The following is an 18,576-nucleotide window of genomic DNA, read 5'->3' on the forward strand; positions in this document are numbered from 1 at the left end:
CAACGGGTGCGGACGACACCCGTCCGCACCCGTCATCGCGCTATCGGCTAGACCCGCCGCAGGACAGCAACCACCTTGCCCAGAATGGACGCCTCATTGCCGTCGATCGGTGAGTAGGCCGGGTTGTGGGGCAGCAGCCACACCTGACCGGGAGTGCGCTTGAAAGTCTTCACCGTGGCCTCGTCACCGAGCAGCGCGGCAACGATGTCGCCATTGGTGGCATCGGGCTGCTGGCGGACCACCACGTAGTCGCCGTCGCAGATGGCAGCCTCGATCATCGAATCGCCCTTGACCTCGAGCAGGAACAGGTTTCCTTCGCCGACCAGCTGCTTGGGCAGGGTGAAGACGTCCTCGACGGCCTGCTCGGCCAGGATCGGACCGCCGGCCGCGATCCGGCCCAGGATCGGCGCGGTCACCGATGGGGCAGTGGGGGCCGGCTCGTCCGGTTCGATGACCCGCAACTGCTCGCCGGGGCTGATCGAGGACGGCAGCCGCACCTCAAGGGCGCGCGGACGATGCGGGTCACGGAACAGGAAGCCCTTGGCCTGCAGCACCTTCAACTGGTGGGCGGCCGAGGACGAACTGGCCAGCCCGACCCGGTCGGCGATCTCGCGAATGCTCGGCGGGTAGCCACGCTCGGCAAGCTCGTCCCGGATCACTTCCAGGATCCTCCGCTGTCGGGGGGTGAGCCCTTCGGCATCCACCGGGCCGTCGGGCAACTGGGACACCTTGGTGCCCAGCTGGGCGGCGATGTCCTCTTTGCGTGGCCGACCTCGCTTGCGGTCGGAGGTTGGGGTAGCTGCCATGCCTCGAAACTATCGGCTGCGCGGTCGCGAATCAAACATATGTTCGAGCGTGTCTGGGGCTGATCCGGCCGGTCCGAAAAGTGTCAGAGCCGGGCAGCAGGATCAGTATCAGCCCGACACGCTACGAACAAATGTTCGATAAGGCTTGCATCTGACGGCGCGGGGCACTAGAACAGTATCGAACACACGTTCGAGGAAAGGGGCAGGCGATGAGCGCTCTAGCGATCACCGAGGCAGTGGACACCACGTGGGCCGAGGTTCCGAGTGTATGTCCGGCCGCGGAGCTCCGCCTGGTCCCGGCGGCGCCGTCCGTCCCGTCCGCGGGGGCGTCCGGCTGGCAGTTGACCGAGCGCGGCATCGCCGTGGCGGTGATCGGCTCGCTGATGGTGTTCCTGACCGGCTTGGTCGTGCTGGTCGGCGCCTTCCTTGCCGTCCCGGATCGGCCGCTCGACGGCACTTCCGCTGCCGCCGCCTCGATCTCGGTGCAGCAGTGATCTGCTCCTGATTGGCAACAGGGGGTCGGTGGGCACATCTGCCCCGTGGTGGCCCGCGACACGCCCTCAGGGCTGTCTTGCTTGTGGTCGAGACTCTGCGTAACCTCTACATGTAGTAGTTACAGCAATGTGGTTTGTCCACAAATTGTGGTTCTTACTCCACAGTTCGTCCACATCCCCATCCACCGCCGCCACGACTGAGAAGGAGCGCCGGATGCACTGCCCGTTCTGCCGGCACACCGACACCCGAGTCCTCGATTCCCGCGTAGCCGAGGACGGCACCAGCATTCGCCGTCGTCGGCAGTGCCCGCTCTGCGAGCGCCGGTTCACGACGCTTGAGCAGATGCAGCTGGTCGTGGTCAAGCGCTCGGGAGTGGTCGAGCCCTTCTCCCGCGAGAAGGTGATCACCGGAGTCGCGAAGGCCTGCAAGGGCCGTCCGGTTTCGGAGAGCGATCTGGCTCGCCTCGGCCAACGGGTCGAAGAGACGCTGCGCGCGTCCGGGCAAGCCGAGATTCCGGCCGACGAGGTCGGCCTGACCATCTTGGGCCCGCTGAGCGAGCTGGATCCGGTGGCGTACCTGCGGTTCGCCAGCGTGTACAAGCACTACGACACGGTCGAAGACTTCGAGACCGAGATCGACAACCTGCGCCGGGCGGCGCTGGTCACCAACTGAAGCGTCGAAGACACACCTCCCACCCTACGAAAGGCAGTTCACCCATGACCGAGACCGCGAAAGCCGCCACTAAGGGCGGTCGGAAGTCGCCCGGGCTGAAGATCAGCCCGGTGTTCACCACCCCCGGGGTGCACCCTTATGACGAGGTCACCTGGGAGTCGCGCGATGTCGTGCAGACCAACTGGAAGACCGGTGAGACCGTCTTCGAGCAGCGCGCGGTGGAGTTCCCCGACTTCTGGAGCGTCAACGCGTCCACCATCGTCACCACGAAGTACTTCCGCGGCGCACTGGGCACCGCGGCTCGTGAGACCAGCCTCAAGGCGCTGATCGACCGGGTGGTGACCACCTACCGCAAGGCCGGGGAGGATTACGGCTACTTCGCCGCTCCCGAGGACGCGGAGGTGTTCGAGCAGGAGCTGCGCTGGATGCTGCTGCACCAGTACTTCAGCTTCAACTCCCCGGTCTGGTTCAACGTGGGCACCACCAGCCCGCAGCAGGTCAGCGCCTGCTTCATCTTGTCGGTCGACGACTCGATGGACTCGATCCTGAACTGGTACAAGGAAGAGGGCTTCATCTTCAAGGGCGGCTCCGGTGCCGGCCTGAACCTGTCTCGGATCCGTTCCAGCAAGGAGCTGCTGTCTTCCGGCGGCACGGCCTCTGGCCCGGTTTCCTTCATGCGTGGCGCGGACGCGTCCGCAGGCACCATCAAGTCCGGCGGGGCCACCCGGCGCGCGGCGAAGATGGTCGTGCTGGACGTCGATCACCCCGACATCGAGGAGTTCGTCGAGACCAAGGCTCGCGAAGAGGACAAGATTCGCGCCCTGCGTGATGCCGGCTTCGACATGGACCTGGGCGGCAAGGACATCGTCAGCGTCCAGTATCAGAACGCCAACAACTCGGTCCGGGTCAGTGACGAGTTCATGCGTGCTGTCGTGGACGGCACCGAGTTCGGGCTGCGGGCCCGGATGACCGGCGAGGTGATCGAGACCATCGACGCTCGTCAGCTGTTCGACAAGATCGCCAAGGCGGCCTGGGAGTGCGCCGATCCGGGGCTGCAGTACGACGACACGATCAACGCCTGGCACACCAACCCGGAGTCCGGCCGGATCAACGCGTCCAACCCGTGCAGCGAGTACATGAGCCTGGACAACTCGTCCTGCAACCTGGCCAGCCTGAACCTGCTGAAGTTCCTGCGTGATGACGACACCTTCGATGTGGCCAAGTTCGTCAAGGCCGTCGAGCTGATCATCACGGCCATGGACATCTCGATCTGCTTCGCCGACTTCCCGACCGAGGCGATCGGCGAGACCACCCGCAACTACCGCCAGCTGGGCATCGGCTACGCCAACCTGGGTGCGCTGCTGATGGCAGTCGGACGGGGCTACGACTCCGACGGTGGCCGGGCCCTGGCCGCGGCGATCACCTCGCTGATGACCGGCACCTCCTACCGTCGCTCGGCCGAGCTGGCCTCGGTGGTCGGCGCCTACGCCGGCTACGCCCGCAACGCGTCCGCGCATCAGCGGGTGATGCGCAAGCACCAGGCCGCCAACGACGACCTGCGCACCTACGCCCCGATCGATGAGCAGATCCACGCCGCTGCCACCACCGAGTGGGATCAGGTGGTCAAGCTGGGCGCCAAGGATGGTTTCCGCAACGCCCAGGCCTCGGTGCTGGCCCCGACCGGCACCATCGGCTTCATGATGGACTGCGACACCACCGGAATCGAGCCGGACTTCTCGCTGGTGAAGTTCAAGAAGCTGGTCGGCGGTGGCTCCATGCAGATCGTCAACCAGACGATCCCGCGGGCGCTGGAGAAGCTCGGCTACCCGGCCGAGACCGTCGAGGCCATCGTCGAGTTCATCTCCACCAACGGCCACGTGGTCAACGCCCCGGGCCTGAAGCCGGAGCACTACGAGATCTTCGACACCGCCATGGGCCTGCGCTCGATCCGGCCGATGGGCCACGTCCGGATGATGGCTGCCGTGCAGCCGTTCCTGTCCGGTGCCATCTCCAAGACCGTCAACCTGCCCGAGACCGCCACGGTCGAAGAGATCGCCGATGTCTACCTGCAGGGCTGGCAGCTCGGCCTGAAGGCGCTGGCCGTCTACCGCGACAACTGCAAGGTCGGCCAGCCGCTGAGCGACGGCAAGAAGCCGGAGGAGATGGCCGAGGCCAAGGCCGCACCGGAAGTTCGGGTCGAGTACCGTCCCCGCCGCAACCGGCTGCCCAAGTCGCGGGTCAGCCGCACCACCTCCTTCTCGGTGGCCGGTGCCGAGGGCTACATGACCTCGGGGCAGTACGAGGACGGCAAGCTCGGTGAGGTCTTCCTGAAGCTCGGCAAGCAGGGTTCGACCCTGGCCGGCGTGATGGACGCCTTCTCGATCGCGGTCTCGATCGGCCTGCAGTACGGGGTGCCGCTGGAGCAGTTCGCCCAGAAGTTCACCAACCTGAAGTTCGAGCCGGCCGGTATGACCGACGACCCGGACGTCCGGATGGCGCAGTCGATCATGGACTACATCTTCCGCAGGCTGGCTCTGGATTACTTGTCCTTCGACGAGCGAGCCGAGCTGGGCATCTACACGGCCAGCGAGCGGGCTCGTTACGTGGAGACCGGCAAGTACCTGTCCGAAGAGGACGAGGCCGATCTGATCGAGTCCGAGTCGCTGAAGAACGATGCGGCTGACGACATCCAGGTGCACGCCGAGGGTCCGAACCAGCCGGCTCTGGTCGAGGTCGAGGCGCACTCCACCGCAGAGGTCCTGGAGAAGATCTCCGGGCTGAGCGTGGACGCCCCGCTGTGCCTCACCTGCGGCACCAAGATGCGCCGGTCCGGCTCCTGCTACATCTGCGAGGGTTGCGGCGCCACCAGCGGCTGCAGCTGAGTCAGGTCATTCAGCCTCAGTCTCGTCCTTCGTGACGAGGCTGAGGCTGATCCATGCCGGGGTGGCGGCAGGCTCAGGTTCGCTGGGCTTATCGGACGCCGTCTGTCCGGGAGTGGCCGGACGAATGGGGTCACCCATGGCGGCGCGCAACGCCTCGGCGATGGCATTGCCTTTCGACGGGTCGTACTTGCGGATCTCGGCCATGGTCGCATCCTAGGCGAGCCGGCTGTGCGGCGACGAGCCCTCGGTCAGGCCTTGGCGGCCCGGTGGTGTTGCCAGGTGATGTACCCGGCGATCAGGGCGACCACGGCCACCAGCGCACTGATGGCGCCGACGGGAGAAAGTGCGTACAGCCGGCCGAACAGATCCAGGCCCACGGTTCCGATGGTGGCGTAGATCAAGGCCCAGGCCAGCCCGCCCAGAGCCAGGGCCGGCAGGTAGTGGATCCAGCGCATCCGGGTGGCTCCGGCGGCCAGGTTGGCCAGGGTCTGGAAGCCGATGGTGAGGAACGACAGGCCCACCACCGGTGCCCCGTAACGGTCCACCCGCGCGCTTGCCGCAGCGAAGGCGGGGGAGTCGAGCAGCCTGGCCAGCCGGGTTTTGCGGGCACCATAGGCGGCCAGCCGTCCGACCAGGTAGGTGCTTCCGGCTCGCAGGACGACGATGGCGAAGAGCGCGGCGACGATCGCCGGGAACGGGACGTTCCACTTGGTCGGGTCCACCCGGCCTCCCTTGCTCGGCGAAGGGTTCATTCTAGTGGGAGGGGTACCCGGGCCGTACAGATCCACCTACGCATTGGCACCACGCCGAACGCCTTGTCAGGGCTTCCCGGGCGGAGCGGAGTACCATGCGCGAAATGGACTATCAAGGGCACTTGACCAGCCTGGCTGAGGACGAATGTCGCCAGCTGCTGGCCGAGCATTGCGTCGGTCGGGTGTGCTGGCTGGACGGCGAGCAGCTACAGGTGCTGCCGGTGACCTACGCCCTGCACGGCGACCAGATCGTGTTCACTGCCAACCCGGCCAGTGCGCTGGGTCGGCTGAGCGGTCCGGTGGAGGTCTGCTTCGAGGTGGACGACATCGACGAGCCGACCGCGTCCGGCTGGAGCGTGGTGGCCCGCGGCACCGCCGTGGGGTCCAGTTCCGGCACCCCGGGCGGGCTGGCTTTGCCTCGAGCCTGGGCGCCCGGTACCCATGAGTTCGCCGTGGTGATCACTCCGGCCGGATACTCCGGACGAGCGGTCTCCGGCGCCCTAGCGGAAAGCAGGTAATCAGCGTGACCACACAGTCCCCGGTTCGAGTGCTGGCCGGTTTCGACGGCTCCGACGACGCCTATGTGGCGCTGAGTTATGCCATCGCCGAAGCCAAGCATCGCGACGCCGACCTGGTGTTGGCTCACGCCATCGACGACATCGTCTTGAACAGCGCCTGGGGAGTGGTCTTCGATCCCGAGGAGATCAAGCTCAACGCGGCGGAGATGCTGGCCCGCGCCGTCGATGACGCCGTCGCTGCCGGGCTGGAACGCAGCCGGGTGCACACCGAAGTCGTCCTGGGTAACCCGGCGGCCGGCCTGACCAAGCTCAGCCAGAACGCCGCCGTGGTGGTCGTCGGCCGGCGTTCGAGCGAGCAGGGTGACAAGCCCTTCGTCGGCTCCACCACGCTGGGCGTGGTCGGCGCGTCCCACGCTCCGGTGATCGCGGTGTCGACCAGTGACGACCCCCATGAGCTGCGCACCGGGGTGATCGGGGTCGGAGTGGATACCTCGGCCCGCGGTGCCGACGCCCTGCGCTGGGCGCTGGCCGAAGCCAGGGATCACGGCGGACGGGTCGTGGTGATGAGCGTGTGCCGGGTTCCGTCGGGTCGATGGCTGCTCGGTGGTCAGCTGACCGTCGAGCAGCAGGACGCGGCGATCGAGGTGACCCGGCAGCGGGTTGCCGAACTGATCGACCAGCTGAGCCCGGAGTTCCCGGACGTCCCGGTGGACCTCGAGGTGTCCTGTGGCAGCCCGCTGGATGTCCTGACCGTCGAGAGCGCCGAACTGGACCTGCTGGTGCTCGAGGTGCACGCCTCGTTCCCGACCTACTCGGTCGGTGGGCTGATTCGTGGCTTGCTGGCGCATGGTCGGTGCCCGATCGGGACCATCACGCCCCGCTGAGCGGACTTCCGTCCGGCGGATCGGTAGTCTTGGCCGGCTATGGATCCCGAACTGCCTGAGCTTCACTTCGATGAGGCGCTGCCGATCAGCGCCCATGTCGAGGAGATCCGCAACGCCCTGATCGCCCACCAGGTGCTGATCGTGGCCGGCGAGACCGGCTCGGGCAAGACCACCCAACTGCCTAAGATCTGCCTGCTGGCCGGACGCCGCCAGATCGGCCACACCCAGCCCCGACGCCTGGCTGCCCGCAGCGTGGCCGCCCGGATGGCTGAGGAGCTGGGCGAGCCGCTGGGCCAGACGGTCGGCTTCCAGGTCCGGTTCTCCTCCCAGCGCAGCCGACAGACTCGGGTCAAGGTGATGACCGACGGCATCATGCTGGCCGAGATCTCCAAGGACCGGGAGCTGCGCCGCTACGACACGATCATCATCGACGAGGCCCACGAGCGCAGCCTGAACATCGACTTCCTACTCGGCTACCTCAAGCAGCTGCTGCCGCGGCGTCCCGATCTGAAGGTGATCATCACCTCGGCCACCATCGACACCCAGCGGTTCAGCGAGCACTTCGGCGGCGCACCGATCATCGAGGTGTCCGGACGCAGCTACCCGGTGGATCTGCGCTACCGGCCGGTGGCCGGAGCCGCCGATCAGCGCGACCGCGACCAGATCGACGCGATCTGTGACGCGGTTACCGAGCTGACCGCTCGGCTGGACGGCGACATCCTGGTCTTCTGCTCCGGGGAGCGGGAGATTCGCGATGCCGCCGACGCCATCAATGCCATGGACCTGCGGTTCACCGAAGTGGTGCCGTTGTACGCCCGGCTGTCGGCAGAGGAGCAGCATCGGGTCTTCGCGGCGCACACCGGACGCCGCATCGTGCTGGCCACCAATGTGGCCGAGACCTCGATCACGGTGCCCGGAATCCGGTTCGTGATCGACCCCGGCTTCGCCCGGATCTCCCGCTACTCGGCCCGGACCAAGGTGCAACGGTTGCCGATCGAGCCGATCTCGCAGGCCTCGGCCAACCAGCGGGCCGGCCGCTGCGGACGACTGGGGCCGGGCATCTGCATCCGGCTGTACAGCGAGGAGGACTTCGCGGCCCGTCCGGAGTTCACCCAGCCGGAGATCCTGCGGACGAACTTGGCCTCGGTCATCCTGCAGATGGCGGAGGCCGGACTCGGCGACGTGGAAGGCTTCCCGTTCGTCGAGCCCCCCGACGCCAGTCAGGTCCGCGACGGCGTCCGGCTACTCACCGAGCTGGGGGCGATCGCCGGACGTGACCGCGGCCACACCAAGACCGGAGTGCGACTGACCGCGATCGGGCGCAAGCTGGCCCGGCTTCCGGTCGACCCGCGACTGGGCCGGATGCTGATCGAAGCCGACCGGCTGGGCTGTCTGCGAGAGGTGCTGCCGATCGTGGCCGGGATCACGATTCCCGACGTTCGGGAGCGTCCACTGGACCAGGCCGCGACCGCAGATGCCCTGCATCGCCGCTTCTGGGCACCGCTGGGCGAGGGCGACCAGGCCAGCCCGGACGGCTCGGACGTGGCCGCGCTGCTCCGGCTGTGGCAGTACCTCAAGGCGCAACGCAAGGAGCTGTCCGGCAACGCCTTTCGGCGGATGTGCCGCGACGAGTATCTGAACTTCCTGCGGGTGCGGGAGTGGCAGGACCTGCACAGTCAGCTGCTGGAGGCCGGCAAGGAACTGGGCCTGCACCGCAACGATGCGCCGGCCGACCTGGATCGGGTGCACATCGCCATCCTGTCTGGCCTGGCCTCGCAGATCGGCCTGCTCGATCCGCTGAGCCTGGCCAAGCCGGAGCGGGGCCGGCGTCGGGGGCCGGCGGAGTACCTGGGCACCCGCGGGGCGCGGTTCGCGATCAACCCGGGATCCAGTGCGGCCCGCAGCAATCCCGAACTGGTGATGGCCGTCGAGCTGGTCGAGACCACGAGACTGTGGGCCCGAACCGTGGCACCGATCAAGGCCGAGTGGGTCGAGCAGGTGGCCGAGCACCTGATCAAGCGCAGCTACTCAGAGCCGCGCTGGTCGGCCAAGGGTGGGCAGTGCGTTGCCACCGAGCGGGTCACGCTGCTGGGCGTCCCGATCGTGGCCGGACGGACGGTCAGCTACGCGCGGATCGATCCGGTGGTGGCCCGCGAGGTCTTCATCCAGGCGGCCCTGGTCGAGGGCCAGTGGCGGACCCGGCATCACTTCTGGGCACGCAATCAGGCGGTCCGCGCCGAGGCCGAGGATCTGGCCGATCGGAACCGTCGTCGCGATCTGCTGGTCGACGACGCCACCATCGCCGCGTTCTACGCCGCTCGGGTCCCCGCCGACGTGGTCAGCGTCGCGCACTTCGATCGCTGGTGGTCCACGGCGCGGCGGCAGGATCCGCACCTGCTGGACCTGAGCGTGGACGATCTGGTCGACCCCGAGGTGGCCGTCGATCAGGGTGGCTTCCCGGACGTCTGGTCCACCGGTGACCTGGAACTCCCGATCGACTACGCCTTCGACCCGGGCAGCGGTCACGACGGTGTGACTGTCGAGGTGCCGCTGGCCAGGTTGGCCGGCCTCGACCCGGCCGAGTTCAGCTGGCAGGTGCCCGGGCTGCGCGCCCAGCTGGCCGCCGAGCTGCTGCGCGGCTTGCCCAAGCAGACCAGGACTCGGCTGGTGCCGGTGCCCGACACCGCAGCCCGCGCTCTGGCGTGGCTGGAGGATCAGCCCCGGGTCGCCGGCGAGCCGCTGTGGACCGCTCTGGGCCGAGCCGTGCAGGTGCTGGTCGGGGTGCAGGTGGCCGCCGGCGACTGGGCGCCGGACAAGGTGCCTGAGCATCTACAGGTCCGGTTCCGGATCCAGCAGCAGGGTGCGGCTCCGGTGGTGGGTCGTGATTTGGGGGAGCTGCAGCGCAGCCTGGCCCCGCGAGTGCAGCGCACGTTGAACGCTGCGGCCGCCCATGTGACTCACCCAGGTGCGACCCGCTGGGAGTTCGGCACGCTGCCGATCAGCGTCGAGGCCCCCGAACCGGTGCCGGTGGCATTGGTGGACCGGGTGGATCGGGTGGGGGTAGCGGTCTTCACCGATCTCGCGGAGGCGAGCCGGTCGCACCGGGCGGGGCTACGTCGGCTGATCGCCTTGACCACAGTGGACCCGACCAACTGGGTGGTCTCCCGGATGTCCAACCAGACCAAGCTGGCCTTGGCCACCTCGCCCTATCCGAGCGTGCCGACGCTGCTGGCCGATGCCCGGCTACGGGCGATCGGAGATCTGATGGATCGGGTCGGGGGACTGGCCGAGGTCCGCGATCAGGCTGGGCTGACTCGACTCACCGACGCGGTGCGCGGTGACGTGGCTGCGTTGATGGCGCAACTGGTCGACACCACGGCGACCGTGCTCACGCTGGCCGGGCAGGTGCGAGCGCAGTTGCCGCGGGCCGGTCAGGCCACGGCGACCGACGTGGCAGAGCAGTTGCGCGGGCTGGTCTTCGCCGGATTCATCGCGGCGACCTCGGCCAACGCCTGGCCACACCTGCCGCGGTACTTGCGGGGCGCGTTGCGCCGGCTGGAGACCGACGGCAGCAATCCGAAACGGGAGGCGGAGGCTGCGGCGGTCATCGCCGAACTGGAGGACGAGTATGGCCAGCTGTGCGACCGGATCACCGGGCCGCTCCCGGTCGAGGTGGCCGACCTGGGCTGGCTGCTGGAAGAGTTGCGAGTGAGCCTCTTTGCTCAGTCGCTGGGGACGTCCGTCCCGGTCTCGCCGAAGCGAGTGCGAGCCGCAGTGGCGGCTGCGGCTCGCAGTCTTGGAATCTAGGAGGGCTGCTTACACAACCCAGGCAGCTCGCCGGTCCCGCTCGGCGAGGAGCGGGACACGGCGGGTCCGCCGATCGTCACCGAGGAGGTGGTGGCGACCGAGGCTTCGGGGGGCATCTTCTTGACCGATGAGTTCGAGCTCAGCAATGAGGCGCTCGTAGTCGCGATCGGTCACACGTCGGCTCAACATGGGAAAATCATCTCGGGTTTTACTGTTCGGGACAAGCTGACTTTTCCGAACAATCGTTCGGCAATGCCTTATAATGTGGTCATGCTGGATTTGAACCGACTTCGCATCTTCCGTTCGGTGGTTGCCAGTGGCTCGGTGAACGACACCGCGCGGCTGCTGGGCTACACGCCATCCACCGTCAGTCAGCACCTGCACACCTTGGAGCGGGAGGTGGGTTTCCCGCTGGTGGAGCGGGTCGGACGCGGCATTCGTCCGACCGCAGCCGGCCACTCCCTGGCCGCAGCGAGCGCGCCGGTGCTGGAGGCCATGGCCGAGCTGGAAGCCCAGGCCCGCGACCTGCGGCACGGTGCTTCGACCCGACTGACCGTGCGCTCATTCGCCTCGGCGGCCTACACCTGGATGCCGGCCGTGGCCCGGACGCTCCGAGTGGAGTACCCGGAGATCGCCTTCGAGCTGTCGATCAACGAGGCCGACACCTCCGAGGCCGCCGGCCAGGCCGACATCGAGGTGCACACCGAGTTGCCGTCCGACCCGGTGGTGGTGCCTTCGGCCTATGCCCGGATCGAGCTGGCCACCGACGACTTCCTGGTGGCGCTCCCGCCCGACCATCCCAAGGCGGGCGCGGACACCATCGACCTGGCCGAGTTCGCCCAGGACGACTGGGTGCAGTACGACTTCCGTGATCCGATGGCGAACCGGCTCTACGAGCAGGCCTGTGCGCAGGCCGGCTTCACGCCGCGGTTGGCCGCACGAGCCCAGGACCACGTCACCGGGCTGGCCTTCGTTGCGGCCGGGGTCGGCATCGCCCTGGTGCCGCAGTTGGCACTGCGCTGGTCGGGCTTCGATGTGGCCTATGTGCGCCCGATCAACCCGACTCCGCAGCGTCGGATCGTGGCCCTGGTCCGAGACAGTGTGCGCAACAATGCCGCCGCCATGCGCGCGGTAGGCGTCCTGGCTGAACTGGGGCGCAAACTCCAGCGATGAGCCGGGTACAGTGGCGGAATGCTTGACCCACGGCAGCTGTACTCCTTGGACCCGGATCTGGCGGCGTCCTTGGGTGGCTCACGTCCGGCCCTCCTGCACCTGCTGGACGGGTACATCGACGCCGGCTCGGTGACCCACCAGGCCGCGGCGTATCTGCTCAGTGTCTGTGAGCACGAGGTGCTGGCCGAGTTCGATCACGATCAGCTTCACGACTATCGCTCGCGCCGGCCACAGCTGGTCTTCGACACCAACTCCTGGGTCTCGCTGACCGACTACTCGCTGGTCCTGCACCGACTGCTGGACGCCACCGGCAAGCCCTTCTTGCTGTTCACCGGCCCGGAGCCGGACACGCAGTGGAACCGGACGTGTGCGGCCGTGCTTGGTCTGGCCGAGCAGCTGCAGGTTTCCCGGCTGATCACCGTGTCCGGAGTGCCGATGGCGGTTCCGCACAGCCGTCCGACCCTGGTCACGGCACATGCCACCGACCCGGCCGTGGTCTCGGGCAACCCGATGTGGATCGACCGGGTGCAGCTTCCGGGCAGCTTCTCGCACGTCTTGGAGTACCGGGCCGGCCAGGCCGGTCTGCTGGCTCAGGGCTTCGTGGCCCACGTCCCGCACTACCTGGCGCAGGCCACCTTCCCGCAGGCCGTCCGGGCCGTGCTGGAGCGGGTCGCGGCTACCGCCGAGCTGACCATCGACTTCCAGCCGCTGGCCGAGCAGGCGGCAGCGAACCTGGCCACGATCGCAGCAGAGACCTCCGACGACGCCGAGTTCCCGGCCGTGGTCGCCGCTCTGGAAGAGCAGTACGACCGGCTGGCCGCCAATGGTGCCGCCTCGCTGCCCACGGCGGAGGAGATCGGTGCTGCCGTCGAGCAGTTCCTGGCCGAGCAGGATCCGCCCCCGGACTTCCGGAGATAGCCGGTGCCGGGCAGCGTCGCTGAGTTCATCAGCCTGCTCGAGCTGGAGCAGCTCTCCACCGACGAGTTCGTCGCGGTCGGAGCCGACCCGCAGTCAGGGATGTTGCAGCGGGTCTTCGGTGGCCAGGTGCTGGCTCAGGCGCTGACCGCCGGCTATCGGACCGTCGCCGATGATCGAGTCGCTCACTCGCTGGGCGCCTACTTCCTTCGGGCCGGAATCTTCGGCGTTCCGATCAGCTACCGGGTGGAGCGCACCCGGGACGGTGGCAGCTTCTCCACCCGGCGGGTGCTGGCCAGCCAGCAGGGCAAGCCGATCTTCTCGATGGTGGCCTCCTTCCACGTGGACGAGCCCGGGCTGGACCACTCCGATGTGATGCCACTGGACGTCCCCGCACCGGAGGACTGCCCGCCGCTGTCGGAGGTGCTCGGCGCCCGCGGCGGACGAGCTGCGGCGGCCTGGCAGAGCGAATGGGGAGTGATCGAGACCCGCTTCGCCTCGGACACCTCCAGCTTCGACCCCACAGCGCGCCGAGACGCCGAGATGAAGGTCTGGGTACGGGCCAGTAGTCCGCTGCCCGATGTCGGATGGTTGCACCAGGCGATGCTGGCGTACGCCAGCGACTTGACCCTGCTCGCGGTGAGCACGGTGCCGCATCCGGTGGAGTTCGCCGGCCCGAAGATGCAGGTGGCCTCGGTGAATCACTCGATGTGGTTCCACCGGCCGGCCCGCGCGGATGAGTGGCTGCTCTACGACCAGGTGTCGCCGTCGGCCTCGTCCGGGCTCGGCTTCAGCTTCGGGCGGATGTTCGCCGGTGGCGGGCTGGCCGCGTCCTGCGCCCAGGAGGGCCTGATCCGGCTGATCGACTAAACGGCGCCGGCCCCGGGCGAGCGCGGTGCCCGGGGCCGACGCCGTCGGCTTGGTGCTGCGGTCAGGCCGCTTCGGCCCCGCTGCGCAGCTTGTTGATCGCGTGCCGCTCGATCTGGCGGACCCGCTCGGCGGTGATTCCCCAGATCTCGGCGATGTCGGCGAGCTTGGCCTGACGGCCGTCCAGGAGCCCGTAGCGACGGCGGACGACATCAGCCGAGCGCTCGTCGAGAGTCTCCAGCATCGCCTCCAGCCGGGCCCGATCCTCGGCGTCCAACACGACTTCGTCGGGTCCGGGGGAGAGCTCACGGGCCAACAGATCACCCAGGGCGGTGTCGCCGTCCTCTTCGATCGGGGCGTCCAGGCTGACGTGGTCACGGGCCAGCCGGAGCAGATCGATGACCTGCTCCTCGGTGATCCCCAGCTCGGCGGCGATCTCGACCAGCTCCGGGTCGCGACCCAGGCGACGCTCCAGGGTGCGGCGGACCGCCGAGACCTGGTTCACCTGCTCGGCCACGTGCACCGGGAGCCGGACGATGCGTCCCTGCTGGGCGATGCCGCGGGAGATCGACTGACGCACCCACCAGGTGGCGTAGGTCGAGAACTTGAAGCCCTTGGTGTAGTCGAACTTCTCGACGGCCCGGATCAGGCCGGTGTTGCCTTCCTGGACCAGGTCGAGCAGCGGAAGCTGGGAGCGTCCGTATTTGCGAGCGACCGAGACGACCAGGCGCAGGTTCGCGGTGATGAACCGCTGCATGGCGCGTTCGCCCTCGTCGGCGATGGCGTGAAGCTCTTCGTCGGTGGCGTCGCCGCGGAGCCGGACTGCCTCTTCGGCGCTGATGGTGCCGTCGAGCAGGGCCTGGGCGAACCGACCGGCCTCGATCAGCCGAGCGAGCTCGACTTCCTCCGGCGCGGTGAGCAGCGGGGTCTTGGCGATCCCGTCGAGGTAGAGGCCGACTGCGTCCTTACCGTCGATGCCATCGGTGCTGCGGACTCGGTGTGCGGTAGCAATCACGTGAACTCCCTTTCGCTGTCTCACTCAGTACAACGTGTGGGAGGGGTGGTTTTGTGCCACTGACGTGGCCGAAGCTACCCAGAAGGCAACCTGGAGGGCCAGATCAAGACTGTGGTCTGATGTCCGCCCTACCTCAGCGGTAGGGGACACCACCGATCAGGGGCGAATCCGGTCCAACAGCCAGCCCCATTCGAAGGCGATGTCGTGCCAGGCCTGATAGCGGCCGGAGCGTCCGCCGTGCCCGGCCACCAGCTCAGTGCGTAGCAGCACCTCGCCGCCCGCGCTGTCGTGACGCAGCCGGGCCACCCACTTGGCCGGCTCGGTGATCTCGACCCGGGTGTCGTTCAGGTTGGCGGTGACCAGGATCGCCGGGTATCGGGCCGGGCGGATGTTCTCGTAGGGGGAGTAGCTGCGCATCAGCCGGTAGATCTTCGGGTCGTGCACCGGGTCGCCCCACTCCTCCCACTCCATCACGGTGAGCGGGAGGTCGGGGTTCAGGATCGTGTTCAGCGCGTCCACGAAGGGGACCGCGGCCAGAGCGGCCGCGCAGCAGCCCGGGTCCAGGTTGAGCACGGCTCCGATCAGCAGCCCGCCGGCGCTGCCGCCCTCGATGCCGAGCCGGTCACGGCTGGTGTAGCCGGCGCTGACCAGGTGGTCAGCACAGGCGAGGAAGTCGGTGAAGGTGTTCTGCTTGTGTTCCAGTCGGCCGTCTTCGTACCAGGAGCGACCCCGTTCACCGCCGCCGCGGACGTGCGCGATGGCGTAGACGCAGCCGCGGTCGAGCAGGCTGAGCCGGGCGATCGAGAACGACGGCGGAACGCTGACCTCGTAGGCGCCGTAGCCGTACAGCAGGCAGGGCGCGGTGCCGTCCAGGGGGGTGTCGGCCCGATAGACCAGCGAAATCGGGACTCGGGTGCCGTCGGCAGCGGTGGCCCACTCCCGGCGCTGCCGGTAGTCGCTGGGACGGTAGGGGCCGAGCTGGGGGTGGTCGAGCACGGGACGGGCCCGCAGCAGCCGCCGGGAGCCGTCCACCAGGCTGATCTCGATCACCTGATCCGGGGTCACCATCGACTGGTAGGCGATCCGAATCCGATCGGTGTCGGCCTCATCACCGTCGTCGGCGTCAACCTGATAGATCGGCTCGTCGAAGCCGAGTTCGGTCTCCGGACCGACATTGCCGTCCGCATCGCGATGCCGCAGGGTCACCGTGGCCAGCCCGTCGCGGCGCACGGCCGCCACCAGGCACCGGTCGTAGGCGGTCACGCCGAGCAGCCGGACGCCCTTCTCTCCCGGCCACAGCGAACGCCACTGCGCCACGCTGCGGCAGTCGAAGTCGGCCTCGGCGAGGGCGAAGTCCTCGGCATCACGGTTGTGGACGATGAAGAGCCGGTCGTTGGCGACCTCGACGTCGTACTCCAGCCCCTCGGTGCGTCCGCCGATGCTGAACAACTCAGCCCCAGGAACGGTGAGGTCGGCCAGCCAGCATTCGGTGGTGTTCTTGCTGGCCACGCTCACCACCAGCCAGCGATGGTTGCGGGAGGCGTCCACGCCGAGCCAGAACCGCTCGTCCGGCTCGGTCAACAGCAGTTCGTCGGGCTCGGTGCTACCCAGCCGATGCCGCCACAGCCGGTCCGGGCGCCAAGCGTCGTCCACGGTCAGATAACAGAAGGCGTCGTCCAGGGCCCAATCGCCGCCGGCGGCCACCTCCTCGATCCGGTCGGGCAGCAACTCGCCGGTGGCCAGGTCGAGGAACTGCAGCTGGTAGCGCTCGTCCCCGGTGCGATCCACCGAGTAGGCGGCCAGCCGCCCGTTCGGGGAGACGGCGAAGGTGCCCAACGCCAGGAACTCCGAGCCGGTGGCCAGGGCTTGGACATCGATCAGCAGCTCTTCACCGTCCACCCGGCCCTGGCTGGGATCGGGAATCTGGTCGCGGGAGGCGGCCGGGCAGCGGTGGTAGCTGGGGTAGTCCAGCCCGTCGGTGGTCCGGGCGTAGTACCAGTAGTCGCCCAGCCCCGGGTGGTGGACGAACTCCGGCACGCTCATGTCGGTCTGCTGGGTGCGGGCCGCCAGGTCGTCGAAAATGGACTGGCGCAGCTCGGCCAGCTCGGCTGTGGCCTGCTCGGTGTAGTGATTCTCCTGATCCAGGTAACTCAGCAGGCGCGGGTCCTGCTTGTCCCGCATCCAGGCGTAGTAGTCGTCGACCACCTCGCCGTGACGGCGGCGACGAGAACGCACGCGGGGGGCGATCGGCGGCCGGGCGACAGGCATGAGGTTCAGCCTAGGCCAGCAGCGCTCGACTCGCCTGCGCAGAAGGGCTGAGTGGAGTTGGGAGATCGGGTAGGGCGTGCCAGAATAGATCCCTGAGGCGTTGACAACACCCGGTTGTTGTGCGCCCTGAAACGCATTATCGAGAGGTTGCCCGTGTCACCCCGTTCCAAGGCCGCGTCGGTGTCCGAACCAGTGGACAGCTCTGAAAGCGTAGTCAAGAGGCGCGGTCGCAAGCCGGCTCAGGCCGCTGCGGCGCCCGTGAAGAAGGTCGCCACCGATGAGGTGATCGAGGATGATCTCGAGCTTGCCGAGGATAGCGAACCCACCGAGGACGTCCTGGCCGATGACGAGGTCATCGAGGAGGACGTCGAGGTCGAGGACGTCACCGTCGAAGAGGTGCTGGTCGCTCCCAGCGAGGCGGTTCGGTTCGAGCGGGAGGGCGACGACGTCGTCCTGACCGTCGGCGGACGCAAGCGCACCCTGGACGATGTCGACGAGGCCAGCTTCGAGCCCGCCGAGGCGGCCAAGACCGAGCAGGAGCTGGTCGAGGACGGCGGCTTCAGCCTCTCTGACGCCGATGACGCCGACGAGCCCGAGCAGCAGGTCATGGTGGCCGGCGCTACCGCCGACCCGGTGAAGGACTACCTCAAGCAGATCGGCAAGGTCGCCCTGCTGAACGCCGAGATGGAGGTCCAGCTGGCCAAGCGGATCGAAGCCGGCCTGTTCGCCGAGGAGACCGTCAACGAGGCCAACGCCGGCGCCGACCTGGAAGACCTGGAGTGGATCGCCGAAGACGGACGCCGCGCCAAGAACCACCTGCTGGAGGCCAACCTGCGACTGGTGGTCTCGCTGGCCAAGCGGTACACCGGCCGCGGCATGCTGTTCCTGGACCTGATCCAGGAGGGCAACCTCGGTCTGATCCGTGCGGTCGAGAAGTTCGACTACACCAAGGGCTACAAGTTCTCCACCTACGCGACCTGGTGGATCAAGCAGGCCATCACCCGGGCCATGGCCGACCAGGCGCGCACCATCCGCATCCCGGTGCACATGGTCGAGGTCATCAACAAGCTGGCCCGCGTGCAGCGCCAGATGCTGCAGGATCTGGGCCGCGAACCAACTCCGGAGGAGCTGGCCAAGGAACTCGACATGACCCCGGAGAAGGTCGTCGAGGTCCAGAAGTACGGCCGCGAGCCGATTTCGCTGCACACCCCGCTGGGCGAGGACGGCGATTCCGAGTTCGGTGACCTGATCGAGGACTCCGAGGCGGTCGTTCCGGCCGAAGCGGTGAACTTCACCCTGCTGCAGGAGCAGCTGCACGACGTGCTGGACACCCTCAGTGAGCGTGAAGCCGGCGTGGTCAGCATGCGGTTCGGGCTCACCGACGGTCAGCCGAAGACCCTGGACGAGATCGGCAAGGTCTACGGTGTGACCCGCGAGCGGATCCGGCAGATCGAGTCCAAGACCATGAGCAAGCTGCGTCACCCGTCCCGCTCGCAGGTGCTGCGCGACTACCTCGACTGAG

The 18,576-nt window shown here is 67.9% G+C and carries 15 protein-coding genes; 10 read left to right on the forward strand and 5 right to left on the reverse strand.

What is annotated here, in order from left to right; translation table 11 throughout:
* Positions 1–47: 47 nt before the first annotated feature.
* Positions 48–806, reverse strand: a complete 759-nt coding sequence (lexA, locus tag ATK74_RS05510) for a transcriptional repressor LexA (RefSeq protein ID WP_098460097.1) — start codon at positions 804–806, stop codon at positions 48–50.
* 209 nt (positions 807–1,015) lie between these two features.
* On the opposite strand from lexA, the gene ATK74_RS05515 reads away from it, so the two are divergent.
* The 3 genes from ATK74_RS05515 to ATK74_RS05525 all read left to right on the forward strand — a co-directional run bounded on the left by ATK74_RS05515 (position 1,016) and on the right by ATK74_RS05525 (position 4,855).
* Positions 1,016–1,300: a hypothetical protein gene (locus tag ATK74_RS05515; RefSeq protein ID WP_098460098.1), complete on the forward strand. Its 285-nt coding sequence runs from the start codon at positions 1,016–1,018 to the stop codon at positions 1,298–1,300.
* Positions 1,301–1,514: 214 nt separating this feature from the next.
* Positions 1,515–1,973 carry a transcriptional regulator NrdR gene (nrdR, locus tag ATK74_RS05520; protein WP_098460099.1) on the forward strand — a complete coding sequence of 153 codons (459 nt, stop codon included), beginning with the start codon at positions 1,515–1,517 and terminating at the stop codon, positions 1,971–1,973.
* A gap of 44 nt (positions 1,974–2,017) precedes the next feature.
* Entirely contained in the window at positions 2,018–4,855 is a 2,838-nt protein-coding gene (locus ATK74_RS05525) for a vitamin B12-dependent ribonucleotide reductase (protein WP_098460100.1), read from the forward strand.
* A 6-nt stretch (positions 4,856–4,861) separates the two neighbouring features.
* On the opposite strand, the gene ATK74_RS05530 is transcribed toward ATK74_RS05525, so the two are convergent.
* Both ATK74_RS05530 and ATK74_RS05535 read right to left on the reverse strand, forming a co-directional pair.
* Positions 4,862–5,059, reverse strand: a complete 198-nt coding sequence (locus tag ATK74_RS05530; protein ID WP_098460101.1) for a hypothetical protein — start codon at positions 5,057–5,059, stop codon at positions 4,862–4,864.
* 44 nt (positions 5,060–5,103) lie between these two features.
* Entirely contained in the window at positions 5,104–5,577 is a 474-nt protein-coding gene (locus tag ATK74_RS05535) for a DedA family protein (protein ID WP_245840767.1), read from the reverse strand.
* A 134-nt stretch (positions 5,578–5,711) separates the two neighbouring features.
* Between ATK74_RS05535 and ATK74_RS05540 the strand changes: the two genes are divergently transcribed.
* The 6 genes from ATK74_RS05540 to ATK74_RS05565 all read left to right on the forward strand — a co-directional run bounded on the left by ATK74_RS05540 (position 5,712) and on the right by ATK74_RS05565 (position 13,774).
* A complete protein-coding gene (locus ATK74_RS05540) occupies positions 5,712–6,125 on the forward strand; it encodes a pyridoxamine 5'-phosphate oxidase family protein (protein ID WP_169923745.1) in 414 nt (137 codons plus the stop codon).
* A 5-nt stretch (positions 6,126–6,130) separates the two neighbouring features.
* The gene (locus tag ATK74_RS05545) at positions 6,131–7,009 is read left to right on the forward strand and encodes a universal stress protein (RefSeq protein ID WP_098460104.1); all 879 of its coding nucleotides are present in this window, start codon (positions 6,131–6,133) and stop codon (positions 7,007–7,009) included.
* A 39-nt stretch (positions 7,010–7,048) separates the two neighbouring features.
* On the forward strand, positions 7,049–10,816 hold the full coding sequence (gene hrpA, locus ATK74_RS05550; protein ID WP_098460105.1) for an ATP-dependent RNA helicase HrpA: 3,768 nt from the start codon (positions 7,049–7,051) through the stop codon (positions 10,814–10,816).
* A 270-nt stretch (positions 10,817–11,086) separates the two neighbouring features.
* On the forward strand, positions 11,087–11,989 hold the full coding sequence (locus ATK74_RS05555; RefSeq protein WP_169923746.1) for a LysR family transcriptional regulator: 903 nt from the start codon (positions 11,087–11,089) through the stop codon (positions 11,987–11,989).
* 18 nt (positions 11,990–12,007) lie between these two features.
* The gene (locus tag ATK74_RS05560; RefSeq protein WP_098460107.1) at positions 12,008–12,907 is read left to right on the forward strand and encodes a PAC2 family protein; all 900 of its coding nucleotides are present in this window, start codon (positions 12,008–12,010) and stop codon (positions 12,905–12,907) included.
* A gap of 3 nt (positions 12,908–12,910) precedes the next feature.
* Positions 12,911–13,774, forward strand: a complete 864-nt coding sequence (locus ATK74_RS05565) for an acyl-CoA thioesterase (protein ID WP_098460108.1) — start codon at positions 12,911–12,913, stop codon at positions 13,772–13,774.
* 61 nt (positions 13,775–13,835) lie between these two features.
* On the opposite strand, the gene ATK74_RS05570 is transcribed toward ATK74_RS05565, so the two are convergent.
* A complete protein-coding gene (locus ATK74_RS05570; RefSeq protein WP_098462039.1) occupies positions 13,836–14,783 on the reverse strand; it encodes a sigma-70 family RNA polymerase sigma factor in 948 nt (315 codons plus the stop codon).
* Between the two features lie 159 nt (positions 14,784–14,942).
* Positions 14,943–17,054 carry a S9 family peptidase gene (locus tag ATK74_RS05575; RefSeq protein WP_098460109.1) on the reverse strand — a complete coding sequence of 704 codons (2,112 nt, stop codon included), beginning with the start codon at positions 17,052–17,054 and terminating at the stop codon, positions 14,943–14,945.
* A 114-nt stretch (positions 17,055–17,168) separates the two neighbouring features.
* Here ATK74_RS05575 and ATK74_RS05580 point away from each other — a divergent pair, with 114 nt between their 5' ends.
* Positions 17,169–18,575 (forward strand): RNA polymerase sigma factor, encoded by a 1,407-nt coding sequence (locus ATK74_RS05580; RefSeq protein WP_425440095.1) that lies wholly within the window; start codon positions 17,169–17,171, stop codon positions 18,573–18,575.
* The last annotated feature ends 1 nt before the right edge of the window (position 18,576 follow it).

This window comes from Propionicimonas paludicola, from assembly GCF_002563675.1.
In the GTDB taxonomy this organism is placed as follows: domain Bacteria; phylum Actinomycetota; class Actinomycetes; order Propionibacteriales; family Propionibacteriaceae; genus Propionicimonas; species Propionicimonas paludicola.